The sequence below is a fragment of the Tepidibacillus sp. LV47 genome, from assembly GCF_048381575.1.
Taxonomy (GTDB): Bacteria; Bacillota; Bacilli; order Tepidibacillales; family Tepidibacillaceae; genus Tepidibacillus.
Window position 1 is genome coordinate 108,480 of sequence record NZ_JBLWIF010000007.1, and the last position, 20,830, is coordinate 129,309.

General features: G+C 38.5%; 16 protein-coding genes, 3 pseudogenes and 2 riboswitches. Of the genes and pseudogenes, 2 read left to right on the forward strand and 17 right to left on the reverse strand.

Features of this window, described 5'->3' with window-relative positions; genetic code table 11:
- Nucleotides 1-171: 171 nt before the first annotated feature.
- On the reverse strand, nt 172-1,833 hold the full coding sequence (gene hcp / locus ACMW72_RS09280) for a hydroxylamine reductase (RefSeq protein ID WP_418368572.1): 1,662 nt from the start codon (nt 1,831-1,833) through the stop codon (nt 172-174).
- A 202-nt stretch (nt 1,834-2,035) separates the two neighbouring features.
- Between hcp and ACMW72_RS09285 the strand changes: the two genes are divergently transcribed.
- The gene (locus tag ACMW72_RS09285; RefSeq protein ID WP_418368554.1) at nt 2,036-3,373 is read left to right on the forward strand and encodes a chloride channel protein; all 1,338 of its coding nucleotides are present in this window, start codon (nt 2,036-2,038) and stop codon (nt 3,371-3,373) included.
- 243 nt (nt 3,374-3,616) lie between these two features.
- On the opposite strand, the gene purD is transcribed toward ACMW72_RS09285, so the two are convergent.
- The 14 genes and pseudogenes from purD to ACMW72_RS09355 all read right to left on the reverse strand — a co-directional run.
- A complete protein-coding gene (gene purD, locus ACMW72_RS09290) occupies nt 3,617-4,882 on the reverse strand; it encodes a phosphoribosylamine--glycine ligase (protein WP_418368555.1) in 1,266 nt (421 codons plus the stop codon).
- A 185-nt stretch (nt 4,883-5,067) separates the two neighbouring features.
- Nucleotides 5,068-6,603, reverse strand: coding sequence for a bifunctional phosphoribosylaminoimidazolecarboxamide formyltransferase/IMP cyclohydrolase (gene purH, locus ACMW72_RS09295; protein ID WP_418368556.1), 1,536 nt, complete (start codon nt 6,601-6,603; stop codon nt 5,068-5,070).
- A 20-nt stretch (nt 6,604-6,623) separates the two neighbouring features.
- Nucleotides 6,624-7,214: a phosphoribosylglycinamide formyltransferase gene (gene purN / locus ACMW72_RS09300; RefSeq protein WP_418368557.1), complete on the reverse strand. Its 591-nt coding sequence runs from the start codon at nt 7,212-7,214 to the stop codon at nt 6,624-6,626.
- Nucleotides 7,211-8,251, reverse strand: a complete 1,041-nt coding sequence (gene purM / locus ACMW72_RS09305; RefSeq protein WP_418368558.1) for a phosphoribosylformylglycinamidine cyclo-ligase — start codon at nt 8,249-8,251, stop codon at nt 7,211-7,213. The genes purN and purM overlap by 4 nt, the downstream gene beginning before the upstream one ends.
- Nucleotides 8,252-8,270: 19 nt before the next feature.
- Entirely contained in the window at nt 8,271-9,689 is a 1,419-nt protein-coding gene (gene purF, locus ACMW72_RS09310; protein ID WP_418368559.1) for an amidophosphoribosyltransferase, read from the reverse strand.
- Complete coding sequence (gene purL, locus ACMW72_RS09315) at nt 9,659-11,902, reverse strand: phosphoribosylformylglycinamidine synthase subunit PurL (protein ID WP_418368560.1); 2,244 nt, start codon at nt 11,900-11,902, stop codon at nt 9,659-9,661. The genes purF and purL overlap by 31 nt, the downstream gene beginning before the upstream one ends.
- The gene (purQ, locus tag ACMW72_RS09320) at nt 11,892-12,569 is read right to left on the reverse strand and encodes a phosphoribosylformylglycinamidine synthase subunit PurQ (RefSeq protein ID WP_418368561.1); all 678 of its coding nucleotides are present in this window, start codon (nt 12,567-12,569) and stop codon (nt 11,892-11,894) included. Before purQ ends, purL begins: the two co-directional genes overlap by 11 nt.
- Nucleotides 12,566-12,820, reverse strand: coding sequence for a phosphoribosylformylglycinamidine synthase subunit PurS (purS, locus tag ACMW72_RS09325; protein ID WP_418368562.1), 255 nt, complete (start codon nt 12,818-12,820; stop codon nt 12,566-12,568). The genes purQ and purS overlap by 4 nt, the downstream gene beginning before the upstream one ends.
- Nucleotides 12,813-13,532, reverse strand: a complete 720-nt coding sequence (gene purC, locus ACMW72_RS09330; RefSeq protein ID WP_418368563.1) for a phosphoribosylaminoimidazolesuccinocarboxamide synthase — start codon at nt 13,530-13,532, stop codon at nt 12,813-12,815. The genes purS and purC overlap by 8 nt, the downstream gene beginning before the upstream one ends.
- A gap of 38 nt (nt 13,533-13,570) precedes the next feature.
- Nucleotides 13,571-14,869, reverse strand: coding sequence for an adenylosuccinate lyase (purB, locus tag ACMW72_RS09335; RefSeq protein WP_418368564.1), 1,299 nt, complete (start codon nt 14,867-14,869; stop codon nt 13,571-13,573).
- A 38-nt stretch (nt 14,870-14,907) separates the two neighbouring features.
- On the reverse strand, nt 14,908-15,420 hold the full coding sequence (purE, locus tag ACMW72_RS09340) for a 5-(carboxyamino)imidazole ribonucleotide mutase (RefSeq protein ID WP_418368565.1): 513 nt from the start codon (nt 15,418-15,420) through the stop codon (nt 14,908-14,910).
- A 165-nt stretch (nt 15,421-15,585) separates the two neighbouring features.
- Nucleotides 15,586-15,687, reverse strand: a riboswitch (purine riboswitch).
- A gap of 104 nt (nt 15,688-15,791) precedes the next feature.
- Nucleotides 15,792-16,664 carry an NAD(P)-dependent oxidoreductase gene (locus ACMW72_RS09345; protein WP_418368566.1) on the reverse strand — a complete coding sequence of 291 codons (873 nt, stop codon included), beginning with the start codon at nt 16,662-16,664 and terminating at the stop codon, nt 15,792-15,794.
- 454 nt (nt 16,665-17,118) lie between these two features.
- Nucleotides 17,119-18,291, reverse strand: a complete 1,173-nt coding sequence (locus ACMW72_RS09350; protein WP_418368567.1) for an amidohydrolase — start codon at nt 18,289-18,291, stop codon at nt 17,119-17,121.
- Nucleotides 18,292-18,361: 70 nt separating this feature from the next.
- Nucleotides 18,362-19,168 (reverse strand): annotated as a pseudogene (locus tag ACMW72_RS09355) (solute carrier family 23 protein); the annotation flags it as partial.
- A gap of 56 nt (nt 19,169-19,224) precedes the next feature.
- On the opposite strand from ACMW72_RS09355, the pseudogene ACMW72_RS09360 reads away from it, so the two are divergent.
- Nucleotides 19,225-19,410, forward strand: a pseudogene (locus ACMW72_RS09360) (hypothetical protein); the annotation flags it as partial.
- 56 nt (nt 19,411-19,466) lie between these two features.
- Here the strand turns inward: ACMW72_RS09360 and ACMW72_RS09365 are convergent.
- Nucleotides 19,467-20,057, reverse strand: coding sequence for a xanthine phosphoribosyltransferase (locus ACMW72_RS09365; RefSeq protein WP_418368568.1), 591 nt, complete (start codon nt 20,055-20,057; stop codon nt 19,467-19,469).
- A gap of 96 nt (nt 20,058-20,153) precedes the next feature.
- A riboswitch (purine riboswitch) is annotated at nt 20,154-20,251 on the reverse strand.
- A gap of 148 nt (nt 20,252-20,399) precedes the next feature.
- Nucleotides 20,400-20,675: pseudogene (locus ACMW72_RS09370) on the reverse strand (transposase zinc-binding domain-containing protein); the annotation flags it as partial.
- Nucleotides 20,676-20,830: the final 155 nt, after the last annotated feature.

The following is a 20,830-nucleotide window of genomic DNA, read 5'->3' on the forward strand; positions in this document are numbered from 1 at the left end:
ACAATCCCCTATCAAACAATTCGCCCTAAAGGAAAAATTTCCTTCTAAGCCGCAAGGGATTGGAGTAGGGTTAGAACATACAAGCCAACATCCTATATGTTAAAAAGTCGAGTAAGCTTGAAAGCCTACTCGACTATAAGGAGGAGATAAAAGGGGAGGCATATCGATCGATTAAACACCAGCCATAATCGCTTTTAGATCTTCTTCTACTGTACTAATCGGTTTGATATCAAACTTTTCAACTAATACTTTTAATACTCCTGGAGAAATAAATGCCGGGAGTGTTGGACCTAAACGAATTCCTTTAACACCAAGATAAAGAAGTGCAAGCAATACCGCAACCGCTTTTTGTTCATACCATGCAATGTCATAGGAAAGAGGAAGTTCATTGATATCTTTTACCCCAGTAGCCTCTACTAATTTTTGGGCAATAACAACTAATGAATAAGAGTCATTACATTGTCCTGCGTCTAGGACACGGGGAATTCCTTTGATTTCGCCAAGATTTAACTTATTGTAACGATATTTCGCACAACCTGCTGTTAAGATGACTGTATCATTAGGTAGTTCTTTTGCTAAATTACGATAATATTCCCTTGTTTTGTGTCTACCTTCACAACCTGCCATAACTACAAATTTTTTTATGGCACCTGATTTTACCGCATCTACCACTTGATCTGCAATACTTAGAACCGCATTTCTTGCAAATCCACCCATTATATTCCCTTGTTCGATTGGGGTAGGTGGATCACATTTCAACGCATGTTGGATGATTGCAGAGAAATCTTTTTGTTCGCCAGGTTTACGATCGGGAATATGTTTTAATCCTGGAAAGCCAACAACGCCTGTTGTATATACTCGATCTGCATAACTTCCCTTTGGTGGTACTAAGCAGTTTGTGGTCATAAGAATCGGGCCGTTAAAGGCTTCAAACTCACGGGTTTGCTCCCACCAAGAGTTACCATAGTTACCTACGAAATGATCATACTTTTTAAAGAATGGATAGGAGTTTGCAGGTAACATTTCACCATGAGTATATACATCTACACCTGTACCTTTTGTTTGTTCAAGAAGTTCCTCTAAATCTTTTAAATCATGACCACTAACCAAAATTCCTGGACGTTTGCGAACGCCGATATTGACTTTCGTTGGTTCAGGATGACCATAGGTTTCTGTATTGGCTTTATCTAGAAGAGCCATCGCTTTTACGGCAACAGAACCTGCTTTCAAGACAATCGAAACTAAATCATCTGCACTTAGTGAATCATCGGTAGTCGCTGCTAAACCTTCTTGAATGAAGGCAAAGATCTCTGGGTCTCGCTCATTTAATATATTGGCATGTTCAGTATATGCTGCAATCCCTTTTAGACCATAAGTTAAAAGCTCTCTTAAGGAACGAATATCTTCATCCTCTGTCGCTAATACTCCGACTTTTTCTCCTTTTTTCCGGAATTCAGCCACATCATCACTAAACCATGTTGCCATTTCAGGAAGTTCTTCGGCAAAATCCTTGCCAAATTTAGCTTTATAAGCTTCCATGAATTTATTCTTCATCTTTTCGCGAACTTCTAACGCTTCTTTAATTTTATTTTCAAACACAACGGGATCGAAGTTTACGTTCGTAATTGTTGAAAATAGACTTTTGGCAATAAAGATTCCTGTTTCTTCATCATAGATTCCAAGTTCTTTTGCTTTTACTCCATATATGGAGATCCCTTTTAAAACATAGATCAGTAAATCTTGTAAGTTTGCTACTTCGTCAGTTTTTCCACAAACACCAACGACTGTACAACCTTGGTTATTGGCTGTTTCTTGACACTGATAACAAAACATACTCATACCGCTCTTCTCTCCTTCTCAAAATTTTTATGATTGCTTTACTTCGTCATTTAGTTTACTCAATTATCAATATAAACTCTGTGAAAAATGTCACAATAGAAATAAAATCGATCTAATGATCTGAACAACAAAAAAAGGGGATTTCCATTGAATGGGTTACGTTAAAGTGTTAACATAAAATATGGAGGCGGTAGGAGTGTCAAAATTAAATAGAAGTATATTAGAGGAATCGGTCCTACTGGCAAGTACAATAAAATGGATCATCTTTTCTACTTTTGCGGGTGTGGCTGCAGGGGGAACAACTTCTCTTTTTTTGAATCTTCTTGCATACAGTACGAAAGAAGTTTCATCTTGGCATCATTACTATCTCCTCATTCCTTTCGCACTTTTTCTTAGTAGTTGGTTTGTGACTCGCTTTGCTCCTGAAGCAGAAGGTCATGGGACAGAAAAGGTTATTGAAGCGGTGCATAAAAGAAACGGTAAAATTAATCTGAAAGTGGTGCCAATTAAAACTTTAGCCACTTTGATTACTCTCACCTTCGGGGGATCAGCAGGTAAAGAAGGTCCTAGTGCTCAAATAGGAGCAGGAACAGCTTCTTTTTTTGCAAATGTATTGAAACTGAATAAGGATGATTACCGTCGCTTTGTCATTTGTGGAATTAGCGCAGGATTTGCCGGTGTATTTGGCACACCGATTGCAGCAGCAATATTTGCAGCTGAAGTTTTATATATTGGAAATTTTTCTTATCGCGTCCTTTTACCTGCCCTAATATCTTCATATATTAGTTTTTTTATTAATAAATACTTTGGAGCTAATCATTTCCATTACTTGATTAAAATAGACAATAAAAATGATTTTCAAATGTTTTTTTATATGATCATCTTTGGAATTATCATTGGATTAGTTGCTTTGCTTTTTATTAAGACATTAGACTTTTTTGAAAAATGGTTTAAAGAAAAACTCCCCATTTATAAACCTTTAAAAGGAATCATCGGCGGGATTTTCTTAATTCTGATTGTCATTGTCACCAAAAGCACAGACTTCATTGGTTTAGGGACGAATGTAATCGATCGTGCATTAGCAGGAAAAGAGGTAACAGAACTTTCTTTCTTGGTTAAAATTTTCACGACATCAGTTACCTTAAGCTCTGGCGGAAGCGGAGGAATCTTAACACCGATCTTCTTTGTTGGTTCTACTTTAGGAAATGCATGGGCTCAATTGATTGACGGGAATCTTGCAATGTATTCGGCAATAGGTATGGTTGCTTTGTTAGCTGCCAGTGCAAATACCCCTTTAGCGGCCATAATTATGGCAATGGAGTTATTCGGAGTTCAGGTTGCCATCTATGCCTCGATCGCAAGTGTGATCAGTTATTTAGTTGTTGGACATCATAGTGTTTATCCTAGCCAAATTCTTACTCTGCCAAAGACTCCTTCAATTGATACAGATATAAACTGTGAGATTCGGCAAATTCGTCATCTCAAATTAGCCAATAAGCCTCACATTTTGTTTAGAAAACATAAATTTAAATAAGGAATCGAAGCCGCATAAAAAATAGGTTTGTATATTCCAACCCTCCGTTGTCCGTGTATTTCTGCACTCTCAAAAGTCGCTGCTTATGGAATATACAAACCCATATCTTCGTCTCCCTGACTTGTATGATTCAATAAGCTACGACTTTGTTAAGCGATTTCTTACCAACCGTTTATTCAAGGAAAGCCGAAATGTTAGGAGTAGCATTAGAACATACAAGCCATTTCAGGTTTTGTAAGGGAGCTATTTTATCGCTTTTTGTGCGATATCTGTGCGGTAATGGGCACCTTCAAAAGAAATCGCATGAACTCCTTGGTATGCCCTCTCTTTAGCTTCTTGTATTGTTGCTCCTAGTGCCGTAACCCCAAGAACTCTGCCACCGTTAGTAAGTAAATGATCTTGCTCTCTTCTTACACCTGCCATATAGATTTCTGTTTCCTTTGGAAGAAGGGGTTCGTTAATTTTGATTAGTTTTCCTTTTTCATAATCTTTAGGATATCCATGTGAAGCCATAATCACACAAACGGCAGCACGCGTATCCCATTCTAATTGAATCTCATTCAAGGAACCGTTTTGTATCGCTTTAAAAATATCAAGAATATCCGTTTTTAATCGGGGAAGGATCACTTGGGTTTCTGGATCACCAAAACGGGCATTAAATTCAATTACTTTGGGTCCATTTTTCGTCATCATTAAACCAGCATAGAGGATTCCTTTAAAGGGAAATCCTTCTTGAGCCATTCCTTTAATCATTGGTTCAAGAATTTTGCCTTTTACTTGCTCTAACCACTCTTTTTTCATGTGTGGAACAGGTGAGTAGCTTCCCATTCCTCCTGTATTTGGACCTTGATCACCATCATAAACAGGTTTATGGTCCTGAGCTGGCTCCATGACTAGGAAATTTTCCCCGTCGACAAAAGCCATCACCGTTAACTCTTCACCTTCAAGATATTCTTCGATCACAATTTTTTGCCCAGCTGTACCAAAGATTTTGTGTTCCATTATATTTTGAATCGCTGCTATAGCTTCATTCGTAGAATGGGCTACAACGACTCCTTTTCCTGCTGCTAACCCATCCGCTTTTACGACTATGGGGGCACCCTTTTCTTTTACATATTGTATAGCTGTTTCTGCATCGTCAAACACTTGATAATTTCCTGTAGGTACGTTATATTTCACCATTAATTCTTTGGCAAAAGACTTGCTTCCTTCAATTCGAGCCGCTTTTTTCGTTGGCCCAATCACTGCAAGTCCTCGTTCTCGAAAATAATCAACAATTCCAGCAAAAAGGGGATTTTCTGGACCTACCACCGTGAGATCGATTTGATATTGTTGTACAGCTTCAACTAATCTTGGAAAATCATCTTCCTGAATGGGTAAACAAATGGCATCTTGTTCAATACCCCCATTCCCTGGTGCACAATAAACCCTTTCTACCTTTTTACTCTGTTTGATTGCCTTGACTAAAGCGTGTTCCCTTCCGCCTTGTCCAACAACTAATACTTTCATTCCATCTCCACCTTCTTTCTTCTTCCATATTCCACTATTTATCCTACATAAACATTTCATCATTTCTCTCTTTTACTTACACTATAAAGGGTTTTATTATTCTTCATCTTAGGGAGTTGTGAGTTGCGGAAAAAGGAACGAAAAGCGAAGTCACGTTGCAATCACTACTCCCCCGTAGAAATCTTTTAATGTTTAAAATGGCGAATTCCTGTAAACACCATTGCAATCCCATGCTTATCTGCTTCAGCAATGGAATCTTGGTCGCGAATCGATCCACCTGGTTGAATAATTGCGGTAATTCCCGCTTTCGCTGCTTCTTGTACTGTATCTGGCATCGGGAAGAATGCATCAGAAGCCATAACTGAACCTTTTGCCTTTTCACCTGCTTGCTCAATTGCTATTTTTGCAGCTCCAACACGATTCATCTGTCCAGCACCAACACCAATCGTTTGTTTTCCTTTGACCAAGACAATCGCATTCGATTTGACATGCTTGACCACTTTCCAAGCAAAACGTAATTGCTCCATTTCTTCTTTTGTTGGTGCCTTTTTCGTGACTACAGTCAAGTCTTCATCCAATAACGGCCGCTGATCTTGGTCTTGAACCAATAAACCGCCCAAAACAGATATCATCTTTTTCGCTTTCGGATTATGCTCTTCTTCTTTTAACTCTAACAGACGAAGGTTCTTCTTGGTCGTTAATATCTCTAAAGCTTTTTCTTCAAAACCTGGTGCAATAATTACCTCTAGGAAAATCTCTTTTAATTTCTTTGCCGTTTCTTCATCAATGATCTGATTGGTAGCAATAATTCCACCAAAAATGGATACGGGATCTGCTTCATAAGCATTAGTAAAGGCTTCAAGGAGATTATCGCCAACTCCAACTCCACAGGGATTCATATGCTTCACCGCAACAACCACTGGTTCTGTGAATTCTTTAGCGATCTCCCATGCTGCATTGGTGTCTTGGATATTGTTATACGATAATTCTTTGCCATGTAATTGTTTGGCAAATGCGAGCCCTTCCTTAGCTAGACTTTGGCGATAAAAGCTAGCCTTTTGATGAGGATTTTCACCATAACGAAGGTCTTGTACTTTTTCAAAGGTTAATGTTAATTGTTCAGGTGCATCCACTTCCAGTTGTTCGGCAAGGTACTGAGAAATAATCGTATCATAAGCAGCAGTATGTTGAAATACCTTTAAGGCGAGTTGTTTTCTCGTGCTAAGATCTACATTCCCATTTTCTCTGATCATTTTTATAACAAGCTCATAGTCTTTAGGGTCGACAATGACGATCACATCCTGATGATTTTTTGCTGCAGCACGTAACATCGATGGACCGCCAATATCAATATTTTCAATGGCTTCTGCAAAAGTTACATTCGGTTTTGAAATGGTTTCCTTAAATGGATAGAGATTGACAACAACAAGATCAATAGGTTGAATGTTTTGCTCTTTGATTTGCTGCATATGACTTTCATTTTCTCTGATTGCTAGTAAGCCGGCAAATATATTGGGATGTAATGTTTTTACCCGACCATCCATAATTTCTGGAAATCCCGTAATTTCCGAAATCGAGCGAACAGCTATCCCAGCTTCTTCTAATGTTCTCTTGGTGCCGCCAGTTGAGATAATCTCAAAGCCTAATGTGTCGAGTTCCTTTGCAAAATCTACAATTCCCCTTTTGTCCGAAACACTGATTAACGCTCTTTTCTTACTCATTCTTTTCTCCTTCCTTTACATTATTTTCTTTTAACCCACTGAAACGATGGATCAACAATAAGGTTTACAGCTTTTACCAATAGTTGATGTTCCACTTGATGAATTCGTTCTTCCAAGGTTTCAATAGTATCATCATCGCGAATCTCAACCACTTCTTGTAACAAAATAGGCCCTGTATCAATTCCATCATCCACAAAATGAACAGTAACTCCTGTCCATTTCACTCCATATTGATAGGCTTGTTCAATCGCATTTTTCCCTGGAAATGATGGAAGGAGTGAAGGATGAAGGTTGATGATTTGATTGGGATACGCTTCTAATAGATCTTTCCCCACAATTCGCATATATCCAGCCAACACAATCCAATCAATCTTGTATTCTTGCAATTTTTGAATGATCATTTGCTCGTATTGAGATTTATTTATAAACTCCTTTGGGCGAAATGCAAATATAGGAATTCCTTCTTTTTTCGCTCTTTCAACCACATAGGAATCTGGCCGATCCGTAACTAATAACGCGATATGAGCATGTAATTTCCCCTCTTTTTCGGCGTTAACAAGGCTTTGAAAGTTTGAACCATAGCCAGAGGCAAAAACAGCGATTTTCTTCATTTTCTTTCACTAAGAAGTTTTACTTCTTGATCTCCTTTTACAATTTCACCAATGATATATGCTTTTTCGCCCAGTTGTTCTGCTAGATGGAGTACTTTTTCCTTTTCTTCCTTCGCCACAACCAAAATAAAGCCAATTCCCATATTAAAGGTTCGATAAAGTTCCTCTTGCTTAAGTTCCCCTAATTTTTGCAGAAACGAAAAAATCGGTGGGATCTCCCAAGAACCTAATTGTATATTGGCTTGTAATCCTTTGGGTATTATTCTTGGAATGTTTTCAATAAAACCACCGCCTGTGATATGAATCATTCCTTTAATGGAAACTTCTTTTAACATGTTGAGAATCGTTTTCACATAAATTCGTGTAGGTTTAAGCAATTCTTCGCCGAGTGGTTCACCCAACTCTTCAATTTGATCCGTTAGTTGAAAGTGATTTTTCTCAAATAAAAGATAGCGAACAAGGGAAAAACCATTACTATGAAGACCATTTGAAGCAAGACCAATAAGGATATCACCTTGTTTGATTGAGCTTCCGTCAATCACTTGGTCCTCTTCGACAATACCAACGACAAATCCGGCTACATCATATTCATGATTTTGATAGATTCCCGGCATTTCCGCCGTTTCCCCGCCAATTAGAGAACAATTTGCTTGTAGACATCCTTCAACAATTCCCGATACAACTTGTTCAGCTTGTTCAGGAAGAAGCTTGCCTGTTGCTAAATAATCTAAGAAAAATAATGGTTCAGCGCCGTAAACGAGAATATCATTGACACACATCGCAACTGCATCAATTCCAATCGTATCGTGTCGATTCATTTCATAGGCGATTTTCAACTTAGTCCCTACTCCATCTGTACTAGAGACCAGAATCGGCCGCTTATATTTATTAATGGGTAATGAAAAAAGTGCACCAAACCCTCCTAGATCTGTACGTACTTCTTTGCGAAACGTTTTTCGTACATGACCTGAGATTCTTCGTACTACTTCATTACCTGCTTGAATATCGACCCCAGCTTCTTTGTATAGATCTCTCATAACTCCTCCTCCATCTCGGTCATTTTATTTTTTGACCTGCTAACAATCCGTCATACACCTCTGTCGGATATTCCCCATTAAAACAAGCTAGACAATAACCATGGGAATAATCTTTATTCCCTTGACCAATTGCCTCTAACAACCCTTCAATACTGAGAAAAGCTAAAGAATCCGCCCCAATCCATTGACGAATCTCTTCAACATTTTTCGTAGCAGCAATTAACTCTTCCCGTGATGATGTGTCAATTCCATAAAAACAAGGGTTTTTGACTGGAGGAGAGCTAATTCGTACATGGACTTCTTTTGCTCCTGCTTCTTTTAACATCCTCACAATTCGACCACTGGTTGTTCCACGAACGATGGAATCGTCGATCATCACGACTCGTTTCCCCTCGACAACCTTTCTAACCGCACTTAACTTCATTTTCACGCCTTTATCGCGAAGTTCTTGACTCGGTTGGATAAACGTACGCCCTATATAGCGGTTTTTGATGAGTCCTAATTCATATGGAATCCCAGTAGCTTCCGCATAGCCAATCGCTGCCGAAATACTGGAATCAGGAACCCCAGTAACCACGTCTGCTATAACTGGATGTTCTTCTGCCAACTTCTTACCTAATCGTTTTCTTACTAAATGAACATTGATCCCATTAATATCACTATCTGGTCTTGAAAAATAAATATATTCAAAACTACAGATCGACCTTCTTGTTTGTATGGTAAAGCGTTTTGATGTCATTCCTTGCTGATCAAAAATCAACATTTCTCCTGGCTCAATGTCACGAATATATTCGGCACCGATTGTATCAAAGGAACAAGTTTCAGAAGATAAGACATATCCATCCTCAATCTTCCCTAAGACTAGTGGGCGAAGACCGTTGGGATCAAGGGCAGCAATTAATTTATCATTTGTCATAATCAGTAGGGCATAAGCCCCCTTTATCATTCCTAAAGCTTCTTTTACTGCATCTTCAATATCATCATACATGGATTTTGCGATTAAATGGGCAATCACTTCTGTATCACTTGTCGTCTGAAAAATCGAACCTTGCCTTTCTAATTGACGGCGAATCTGCATTGCATTGACAAGATTCCCGTTGGTTGCTATTGCTAATTCTCCTCCACGATAATTAAACACAAGGGGTTGTGCATTTTGCAACGAACTTTCTCCTGTCGTAGAATAGCGTACTTGACCAATCCCCATATTCCCTCTAAGTTGTTCCAATTCCTTGGTGTGAAAAACATCAGTGACAAGTCCCATTCCCCGATGAAAAGTAAATGATTGTTGATTCGAAGTAACAATCCCTGCACTTTCTTGTCCTCTGTGTTGAAGGGCATGCAGCCCGTAATAGATGAATTGAGGGGTTTTGGAATGGTTAAATACAGCAAAAACGCCACATTCTTCATTTATTTTGTCAAAAGTGAGTTCATCATACATGGAATAGCCTCCTTCCATACCTTGGTGATTTCATCTACGGAGAGGTGAACTACTTTTTGATCGTTATATTGAATCTCTAAGGTTGTTGCTTGAACTTCCCCAATATCTTGACAAGAAACGCCTATTTCTTTGGCGATTTTTTCCACTTTCTCTACATGATTTGGCGCTACAGAAAGGAGGACACGCGATTGACTTTCACTAAATAGGTAACTCTCTTTTTGCAAATTTCCATAAAGGAAAATCTTAGCTCCCAAATTTCCTGTGATACAAGATTCGGCAATTGCAACAGCTAAGCCACCATCGTTGAGATCATGAGCAGAGTGAACCAACCCTTCTTGAATTGATCGTAATACAACTTGTTGAACTTTTTTTTCTTGATCGAGATTGATTCGTGGTGGTTTTCCTTCGATCTTTCCATATACATATTTTTGAAATTCAGATCCTCCTAATTCATCATAGGTATCTCCTAATAATAAAATCCGATCACCAATTGCTTTAAATCCTTGCGTTGTAATATGTTTCGTATCATAGATTAAACCGACCATCCCAACGATTGGTGTCGGATAAATCGCCTTTCCATTTGTTTCATTATAAAAACTAACATTTCCTCCAATTACGGGGGTATTTAGTTCCATGCAAGCCTTGCTCATCCCATCAACTGCTTTTTCAAATTGCCAAAATACCTCTGGTTTCTCTGGATTTCCGAAATTGATACCATCTGTGATCGCTAGAGGATCTGCACCAGAACAGACTAGATTTCGTGCCGCTTCGGCTACGGCAATGGCTCCTCCTATCTCCGGATCAAGATAGATATATCGCCCATTTCCGTCCGTGGTCATCGCTAAAGCCTTATTTGTACCACGAATGGTGATGACAGCGGCATCGCTTCCTGGTAAAACGGCCGTACTTGTGCGTACCATATGATCATATTGACGGTATACCCATTCTTTACTAGCAAGATTTGGGGTTGAAAGAAGATCAAGGATGATAGAATTTAGATCATCAAAGGTTGGAACATTGATTTTTTCTATTTTTTGATTCTGCCTGTATTCTTCCGGTTCTTTTGCTGGCATATGATAGACAGGAGCTTCATCTACAAGTGCTCGTACGGGTATTTCTGCAACCACTTTCCCTTGATCAATTAAACGATAAAGTCCATCATCTGTCACTCGACCGATCACAGCAGAATATAATCCCCATTTGTCAAATACTTGTTTTACCTCTTTTTCTTTCCCTTTTTTCACTACGAGTAACATTCGTTCCTGCGACTCTGAAAGCATGATTTCATAAGGGGTCATATTGGGTTCTCGTCTAGGCACTTTGGATAGATCAAGTTCGATTCCATTCCCTGCTTTACTTGCCATTTCTGAACTGGAACTGGTCAAGCCAGCTGCCCCCATATCCTGGATCCCTTCTACGATCCCTAACTCTAACAATTCTAATGTCGCTTCTAAAAGCAGTTTTTCCATAAAAGGATCGCCAACTTGAACCGCAGGACGTTTCGAATCGGAGTCTTCTGTTAATTCCTCTGAGGCAAAAGTAGCTCCATGGATCCCATCTCGCCCCGTACTCGCTCCGACGTACATGACTGAATTACCAACTCCTTTGGCAATCCCTTTTTTAATTTGGTGATGTTCAATAAGTCCGACACACATGACATTGACCAAAGGATTCCCTTTGTAAGACTCTTCAAAGACCGTCTCTCCACCAACTGTTGGTATTCCGATGCTGTTCCCGTAACCTGCAATTCCTGCAACAACATGGGAAAAAAGATACTTACTCCTTGGATCTGTTAACGGCCCAAACCGAAGAGAATCTAATAAAGCAATTGGTCTTGCTCCCATCGAAAAGATATCGCGGATAATCCCTCCCACCCCTGTTGCAGCTCCTTGATAAGGTTCGATAGCTGAAGGATGATTGTGACTTTCAATTTTAAATACAACCGCTTGATTGTCTCCGATATCGACAATTCCTGCACCTTCACCTGGCCCTTGTAATACCCTTTCTCCTTTTGTCGGAAACCGTTTCAAGACTGGTTTTGATGTCTTATAACTGCAATGTTCGGACCACATCACACTAAATAAACCTAGTTCTAAATAATTTGGCTTTCTACCGATTAACTGAACAATTCGTTCATATTCATGCTCTTTTAATCCTAAATCAAGATAAATCTTTTCCTTTGCAATTTCTTCCGGGGTTGGCTCAAACTTCATAGCGTTCCCTCCAATAACGTAAAATGGATTGAAACAATCGTTTGCCATCGGCGGAGCCTAATAATTCAGATACTGCCCGTTCTGGATGTGGCATCATACCTAATACATTTCCTTGTTTATTAATGATTCCTGCGATATCATTAACCGAACCGTTGGGATTTCTTTTATATCGAAAAACAATTTGCTGATTTGCTTGTAATTCTTCTAGTAATCTCTCATCACAATAATAATTTCCCTCTCCATGAGCAATGGGGATTTGAATTTCCTCCCCTTTTTCATATTCCAAGGTAAAGGGGGTTTGGTTATTTTCTACAATGATCGTTTCAATAGAACAGACAAATTGCAGATTGTCATTTCTTTTCATTGCGCCTGGCAGAAGACCTGCTTCTAAAAGGATTTGAAAACCATTGCAAACACCTAATACAAGTTTCCCTTCCTCTGCCGCCTTTTTTACTTGATTCATAATTGGACTAAACCTTGCGATCGCTCCTGAACGCAGATAATCACCATAGGAAAAACCCCCAGGAAGAAGGATAGCATCATAATCATTTAAATCATCCGCCTCATGCCAGACATAGTCTACTTCTTCGCCAAGCACATCTTCAATGGCATGAACCATATCTGCGTCACAATTGGAACCAGGAAAGACAACTACCGCAAATCTCATGATGCCACCTCTTCTAGTTGATATCGGTAATCTTCAATGACGAGATTGGCTAATAGTTTCTCACACATTTCCTTGACTCGTTCCTCGGCAACTTCTCTTTGACCCGTATTTAACTGTAATTCAATCAATTTGCCGATACGTACATCCGCTACTTCATCATACCCTAATGATTGTAATGCACCTTTTACCGCTTTCCCTTGAGGATCTAAAATTCCGTTTTTTAAGGTAACGTAAACTTTTGCTTTAAACATGACTTTCTCCCCCTAAGCGTCGTAAAATTTCTTGATATGCTTCTTCGACATTCCCTAAATCACGACGGAATCGATCTTTATCCAACTTTTCTTTCGTATTTGCATCCCAAAAACGACAAGTATCAGGAGAGATTTCATCAGCAAGTAATAACTTCCCATCTGTTGTTAATCCATACTCTAATTTGAAGTCGACAAGAAGGACTTCTCTTTTTTCTAAATAAGAGGTAAGGATTTTGTTTACATTGAGACTAATGGTCTTTATTTCTTCTAATTGTTCTTGCGTAGCAAGTTGGAGGACAGAAATATGGGAGGAGTTGATAAGCGGATCTCCTAGCTCATCATCTTTATAATAAAATTCAATGACTGGATGGCGAAGTGGTGTTCCTTCTTCCAAACCAAGACGTTTGGCAAGGGAGCCAGCGGCAAGATTGCGGATGACAACTTCGATAGGAATGATCTTTACCTTCCTTACTATTTGCTCTGTAGGAGACAATAACTTTACAAAATGGTTTTCGATCCCTTGTTCTGCTAATAGTGTGAAAAAGATGGAACTAATTCGATTGTTTAGCTCTCCTTTTCCTACAATAGTTCCCCGTTTTTCACCATTAAAAGCAGTTGCATCATCTTTATATTCAACCCAATAATAGTCATCGTGATCCGTATAAAAAATTTTTTTTGCTTTCCCTTCATAGACCAATTCTTTTTTCTCCATATGAATCCTCCTCTATCGTTCTTTTATACAAATTAACATTATTCTTCTATACCTACTCGTTTAAAAAGAAAGTCAATATTTTTTAGATGATATTGATAGTCGAATAGTTTATTTAGTTCTTCTTCAGATAATAGGTTTTGGATGATCTCTTCTTCTTTTAGTAAATCTTTAAAAGCTTTCTGTTCTTCCCAGGCTTGCATTGCCCTTCTTTGTACGAGATCATAAGCTTCTTCTCTTTTTAACCCTTTGTTGATCAAGGTGAGTAAAACTCGTTGCGAATAGATTAAACCAAACGTTTTTTCCATATTTCGTTTCATATTTTCTGGGTAAACGGTAAGATTTTTCACGATATCGCTAAAACGACGAAGCATGTAATTCAACAAGATTGTTGCATCAGGAAGAATAATTCGTTCAACCGATGAATGGGAGATATCCCGTTCATGCCATAAGGAAACATCCTCATAAGCGGAAACCATATATCCACGTAATACCCGGGCTAAACCTGTAATGTTTTCAGAGCCAACTGGATTTCGTTTATGGGGCATGGCTGATGATCCCTTTTGTCCTTTACTAAAAAACTCCTCAACTTCCCTAATTTCTGTTCTTTGTAATCCTCGAATTTCGGTTGCGAACTTCTCTAGCGATGTAGCAATTAAGGCAAGGGTTGCCATATATTCGGCATGGCGATCACGTTGCAAGGTTTGGGTTGAAATAGGCGCTGGTTTTAAGCCTAACTTTTTACAAACATATTCCTCAATAAAAGGAGGAATATTAGCAAAGGTTCCAACCGCTCCTGAAATCTTGCCATAAGCGACTTCATCCATCGCTCGTTTAAAACGTTCCAAATTGCGCTTCATTTCACTGTACCATAGTGCCATTTTAAGACCAAAAGTTGTTGGTTCTGCATGAACACCATGGGTTCTTCCCATCATCACGGTATATTTATGTTCTAAAGCTTTTTCTTTTAGCACTTGAAGAAAATCTTCAATGTCCTTAAGTAAGATTTCATTAGCTTGCTTAAGTAAATATCCTAAGGCCGTATCGACAACATCAGTAGAGGTTAAGCCATAATGGACCCATTTTGATTCTGGTCCTAAGGTTTCGGCAACAGCTCTGGTAAAGGCTACGACATCATGTTTGGTATCTAGTTCAATTTCATGAATTCGCTTAGGATTGATTTTGGCGTTTTGACGGATTTTAACAACATCTTCTTTTGGGATTTCTCCTAATTCGGCCCAAGCCTCAGCTGCTAAAATCTCTACTTCTAACCATGCCCTAAACTTATTTTCTTCCGTCCAAACTGCAGCCATTTCCGGTCTTGTATATCGTTCAATCATCAATGATCCCTCCCTTATTTTTCATTCATCGCATAAAATTACCTTTGTTCTATATATTGTTCGATCCCTATTTCTTGTAAACGTTGATCTTTTGCTTTGACTTCATCCGCCATCGCCCTTCTCATCTGTTTTAAGCGTTTTGCAATATCAGGATTGGTTAAAGCAATCATTTGTCCTGCGAGAATTCCCGCATTATATGCTCCATTAATGGCAACCGTAGCAACTGGAATTCCTTTTGGCATTTGAACGATTGAATAAAGGGCATCAACACCTTGTAAAGCACCCCCTTGAATGGGAACTCCTATCACAGGGATTGTTGTATAAGCAGCGATTACTCCAGGTAAATGGGCAGCCATTCCTGCTCCAGCGATAATCACTTGAATACCTTTTTCCTCTGCCTCTCTTGCAAGCAAGGCAGTTTGTTCAGGAAGCCGATGGGCTGAAGAAATCCTTAATTCATATGAAATTTCTAATTGACGTAATACATCAGTTGCCCCTTTGATCACAGGTAAATCTGAATCGCTTCCCACCACAATCATTACCTTTGCCATAATCTCTTCTCTCTCCTTTAATTTTCTTATTCGGCTAAAAAAAGAAGCCCATTTGCGGGTAGATTCCTCAGAAAAAGGACGAGAGAAACCTACCCGCCTGGGCTTTTATCCCTTCGGTGTGACATGAAACCATGTCTGAACCACTTGGTCTTGCATTAGCAGATCCCTAGGTTCACTTTCACTCGTAGTCTAGTAATTTACGGTTACTAGGTAGAGACTCTCGGGCCATATTCCCGACATTATACGAGTTCTATTTAGTTTCTAACCCTAGTGTAACAACCAATAATCAAGCTGTCAAGAAAAAGCCGAACGTTTTTTTTTTGTTTTCCATCATAGTTCGATTTTCTCTCTACAAACATGAATGATAAGGTTTATTTTTTTAATTCTTGTGTAATGTAAGTAAGAATGGCCATTAAATCCAATTCGCCAAGGCCTGCTGCTAATGCAGCTTGATAGGTGCTCGCTGTCTTTTCAATCAATGGGAATTGGATATCCATTTCTTTCGCTTTTTCCATTGCAAGGCGAAGATCTTTGGTTGCATGTTTTAAGGCAAATGCTGCCGGGTATTGATCTTCAATAATACTCGCTGTTTTGATATTTACGATTGGTGCTCCAACTGCGCTCAGTTTCACGATTTCAAGCATTGTTTCCCTAGGAATTCCTGCACGTTCTGCAAATAGAACCGTCTCAGCTAATCCTTGAATATAAATGCCAAGCATACTATTAATTGCTAATTTGGCGTTACTACCTGCGCCATTTTCTCCTAAATAGAAAGAGGCTTTTCCGACTACATCAAAAATCGGTTTACAGGTTTCATACGTTTCTTTATCTCCACCAACTAAAACCACCAATTCCCCTGCTTTTGCCGGTGCAACACTACCAGATACTGGCGCATCAAGCATCTTTACCCCTTTTTCTGCACATAATGCCGCAATTTCTCTTGAAGTAGAGGGGGAGATCGTACTCATATCGATGGCAATTTTCCCTGGCGTAAGTCCAGCTAAGACTCCAGACTCTTCTGTATAAACTTCCCTGACCGCTGTATCATCAGAAACCATGGTGATCACAACATCAACACTTTCTGTAAGCTCTTTTGGCGTCTCTTTAAAAATTGCGCCTAATTCAATTAATTCCTTCGCTTTTTCCTTAGTACGATTATAAATATATAATTCATACCCTGCTTTCTTTAAATTAGTTGCCATAGGAACTCCCATGTTGCCAAGTCCAATCCAACCTAGTTTCATTTCACGTCACTCCTTCAGTTTAATAATAACCACTTTAGAATATCTTAGTTATATAAGGATCATCAAACAGGGTATAGCCTCATAAAAGTGTCTATAACAATTTACAACAGGATATATCCAATATTTGTAGAAGTTTTTTATATTTTTAGCTGTTAACTCTTTTTTTTTGCTACTGCTATAATCTATCATGTAAACTTTTATTGTTTTACAGTCATGATGGTTATTACAGACGAACATAGATGGGAATTGAGAAAATGACAGAACCATTATCAAGCAATTCATACATGGTATTAGTCGTAGGTTGGATATATATATACATGAAGTATGAAACCATTGTCCCATTAATCATCTCTCACGCCTTATGGACGGTAAGTATTTTTTTTCTTTCCAAATGATGTAAGATCAGGACTAAATATAAAAGAGCTCTTATCTGAGCTCCTTTTTTTTTACATATTTATATATTTATATTATCTCGTTGATAGACAATTTTCCCATCAATCATGGTCATTTCAACTTTTGTTATATAATCAAATGGGTTACCAGACCAGATGACAATATCGGCATCTTTTCCTGCTTCTAAAGAACCGACACGATCTTCAATTCCCATATGTTTTGCAGGATTAATCGTTAAAGCTTTCCATGCTGTTTCTTCGCTTAACCCTTCTCTTACAGCAACAGCTGCAGCAATGGTGATATATTCAATAGGGATCACAGGATGATCGGTAATAATGGAAATCGGTACCCCTGCTTGATCTAAAGCGACAAGTGTATGCCAACCTCGTTCTCCAAGTTCGATCTTGGAACGGTTTGTCATGGTTGGACCTACCGCTGCAGGAATCCCTTTTTCGGCAATAATATCAGCGATTAAATGTCCTTCCGTACAATGTTCTAGGGTCAAATCTAACTGGAATTCTTCAGCAATACGAATGGCTGTCATAATATCGTCTGCTCGATGAGCATGTGCCCGTACAGGAATTTCTCGTTTTAATACTTTAATTAAAGTCTCCATTCTTAAATCTGTTTCTGGAGCTTTCGCGGGATCAGCCTTGCCTTCTTCTTTTTTTCGTAAATAATTTTGCGCTTTTACCAGGTTTTCTCTAAGTACTGCTGCCGTTCCCATACGTGTGGAGGGCATTTGTTTTTTTTCACCATAAACGCGTTTTGGATTTTCACCAAAAGCGATTTTTACTCCAGATAATTCTTTCACAATCATTTCCTCTACAACTCGGCCATAAGTTTTAACAATGGACATTTCCCCACCGATCACGTTCGCACTACCAGGCATGATTTGAACTGTTGTAACGCCACCGCGAACGGCATCTTTAAACCCTTGGTCATGGGGATTAATGGCATCCATTGCACGGACATGAGGAGTGGCCGGGTCGGTCATTTCATTCCCATCAGCCCCTGCCCAGCCAATCGTCTCTTCGTATACTCCTAAATGAGTATGAGCATCGATAATCCCAGGAGTAACCCATTTGTTGGTAGCGTCAATTATTCTTGCATCATTTGGGATCTCTAAAGTTTCTCCTATCGCTTTAATTTTCCCATTTTCAATGAGGATACTCCCTTTTTCAAGGATTCCTTGAGTAATGGTATTAATTTTTCCATTTATAATTGCAATCATTCTTTGTCCTCCTACGCGAATATTTCGGTTTTCTAAATATATTCGTCGTCGAAGGAAAAATTCCTGCTCACTAAGCAACATCAACTTTTGTTCTTAGAGTAACTTTCGATTTTTTCGTTCCCATATTGAAGATAAGATTGAGTACCACAGCGGTAAGACTACCTGCTACAATTCCATTATCTGTTAAGATTCGCAATCCTTGAGGTAATGAGGTAAACAAGTTAGGTACAACGGTAACTCCTAAGCCAATCCCAACCGAACTAGCAATAATAAATAGATTTTCATGGCGAGAAAAATCGACTTCACTTAAAATTTTGATCCCAGAAGCAATCACCATGCCAAACATCGGTAACATTGCACCACCTAAAACGGGTGTTGGAATCAAAGTCGTTAATGCGCCAATTTTAGAGATGAGACCTAAGCCAATTAAAATAAGACCTGTTACTATAATTACGTTTCTTGTTTTTACGCCTGTCATTTGAACCAGTCCAACCTTTTGGGAAGAAGTGGTGTAGGGAAACGCATTAAAAATACTTCCAAGAATCATTGCTAATCCTTCAGCTCGCTAACCGCGAGCTAAATCTTTTGGGCAAACATTTTGTTCCATAATTTTGCTTAAAGCTAAAAATACTCCCGTTGATTCGATCATACTAACAATGGCAACTAATATCATAGTAATGATCGCGCTTAATTGAAAAGTTGGCAAACCAAAATAAAAGGGTTGAACAAAATGAAACCATGCAGATTCGTAAACAGGATGAAAATCGATCATTCCAAGGAAAAAGGCAACGATCGTTCCACCAATAATTCCTATGAGAATAGAGATCGCGCGAACAAATCCCGTAAAAAATCGATTCATCATGATAATAAATAGTAATTTTTCTTAATCAACAATAGCTCTTTCACTTACCCTTATCGGGAGAGTTTCGCGATTATTACCTGAAAAAGTATCATGAAGTACCAATTCATCAGCATAAAAGAGCCTTCGTTCTAACAGCGAGAAAACTTGTGCATTTGATTGATGCGCTGCTACGCAACGACCAAATCTACACGCCTAGAAAGGAAGGTGAATTATTAGGAGAACAACACCTTCTAAAAAGTCCTTTGGTTATTTTTTAATTTCTAATTTTGTTGATTTAGGGTTTTTACATATTACCGCAGGACTTTATATTTTGTTATTGAAGGACTTCTTTTGCGAAAAATTGAATTTGGTTGTTTTTCATGGATTGAATACGGACGAGCGATTCGACTCGATAACCTGCTTTTTCAATTTTTTCCCTACCGATTTGAAAAGACTTTTCAATAACAATACCAATACCTACCACTTTCGCTCCCGTTTGTTCAATTAACCGAATTAATCCTAAAGCCGCTTCCCCATTTGCGAGAAAATCATCAATGATTAAAACTTGATCATTCTCTTTTAAAAACTCTCGTGAGACAGCAATTGTATTTGTTTCCTGTTTGGTATATGAGTAGACCTCAGCTGTGATTACATCTTGTTCTTTTAAAGTTAAAGGGTTTTTCTTTTTTGCAAAAATAAGTGGTACCTTTAACATAAGGGATGTCATTAGCGCTGGTGCAATACCTGATGATTCTAGGGTTAATACTTTGGTAATCTCTTGGTTTTTAAACCGTTTTGCAAACTCTTCTCCAATTTCTTTCATTAAGAATGGATCCACTTGATGATTAAGAAAGGAGTCGACTTTTAGGACATTTTCGGATAAAATACAACCTTCGTTTAAAATCTTTTGCTTTAATCGTTCCAATGCGTTCCCCTCCATGTGGTATGATCATAGTCAATAAATAATAAACTCGAACAACAGCAATATGAGTGAGCCGTCATTCGAGTTATCCTCCGAAGACAATACTTATCCCTCACTCATAGTCGACCATTTACGGTGGTCGGTAGAAACTTGAAGCCATATTCTTCAATTATATGAGTGGATAATATGATTTTTTGATTTAAGACGAATTATACTCCATTTTTTTAGAAATGAGAATACCTTTTTTGTTTTTTTTTACGAACAAATTTTAAATATAATTGATAAATGTTCGGATATTCGTATAACATAAGAAAAACCGGGCGTAGCCCGGTCCTTTATTGTCTATAGGACATTCTCTGTTAACAACCTGCTCCACTCTTCACTCTCCCCAACCGAGCAAGTTATATAAAAACGACCTTTACAACGATAAGGAACTTTACGAACATCGTGGCATCCTTTACAAACAAATAGCTTAAATCCTTTTTTCAAATTACCACAATCTCGAAATTTCTCTACTTCCTTGATTACGATTGGTCGAATCTTTCTTCCATATTTACTTTTGAATTTTTCTCAATGTTGATGTTCATCAAAAAAGATTTGTTTCAAAATGTTAGTGTCCAAATATGAAAAATACCACAATCTCAAGGATTGTGGTAGGTTAAAAATTTTTACTTTCTTCTTTTTTATAAAAAAGCTAACCAAAAACGGTTAGCTTCCCACTTGCCTGGCAACGTCCTACTCTCCCAGGACCCTTCGGTCCAAGTACCATCGGCGCT

Excerpts from the sequence above, each read along its gene's own strand:
- purQ (WP_418368561.1), bottom strand. The coding sequence starts at position 12,569 with ATGAGATTTGCGGTAGTTGTCTTTCCTGGTTCCAATTGTGACGCAGAT.
- purL (WP_418368560.1), bottom strand. The coding sequence starts at position 11,902 with ATGAAGTTTGAGCCAACCCCGGAAGAAATTGCAAAGGAAAAGATTTAT.
- purS (WP_418368562.1), bottom strand. The coding sequence starts at position 12,820 with ATGTTTAAAGCAAAAGTTTACGTTACCTTAAAAAACGGAATTTTAGAT.
- purD (WP_418368555.1), bottom strand. The coding sequence starts at position 4,882 with ATGAAAGTATTAGTTGTTGGACAAGGCGGAAGGGAACACGCTTTAGTC.
- hcp (WP_418368572.1), bottom strand. The coding sequence starts at position 1,833 with ATGTTTTGTTATCAGTGTCAAGAAACAGCCAATAACCAAGGTTGTACA.
- ACMW72_RS09345 (WP_418368566.1), bottom strand. The coding sequence starts at position 16,664 with ATGAAACTAGGTTGGATTGGACTTGGCAACATGGGAGTTCCTATGGCA.
- purH (WP_418368556.1), bottom strand. The coding sequence starts at position 6,603 with ATGAGTAAGAAAAGAGCGTTAATCAGTGTTTCGGACAAAAGGGGAATT.
- purM (WP_418368558.1), bottom strand. The coding sequence starts at position 8,251 with ATGAGAGATCTATACAAAGAAGCTGGGGTCGATATTCAAGCAGGTAAT.
- purB (WP_418368564.1), bottom strand. The coding sequence starts at position 14,869 with ATGATTGAACGATATACAAGACCGGAAATGGCTGCAGTTTGGACGGAA.
- purF (WP_418368559.1), bottom strand. The coding sequence starts at position 9,689 with ATGTATGATGAACTCACTTTTGACAAAATAAATGAAGAATGTGGCGTT.
- purC (WP_418368563.1), bottom strand. The coding sequence starts at position 13,532 with ATGGAGAAAAAAGAATTGGTCTATGAAGGGAAAGCAAAAAAAATTTTT.
- ACMW72_RS09350 (WP_418368567.1), bottom strand. The coding sequence starts at position 18,291 with ATGATTGCAATTATAAATGGAAAAATTAATACCATTACTCAAGGAATC.
- purE (WP_418368565.1), bottom strand. The coding sequence starts at position 15,420 with ATGGCAAAGGTAATGATTGTGGTGGGAAGCGATTCAGATTTACCTGTG.
- purN (WP_418368557.1), bottom strand. The coding sequence starts at position 7,214 with ATGAAGAAAATCGCTGTTTTTGCCTCTGGCTATGGTTCAAACTTTCAA.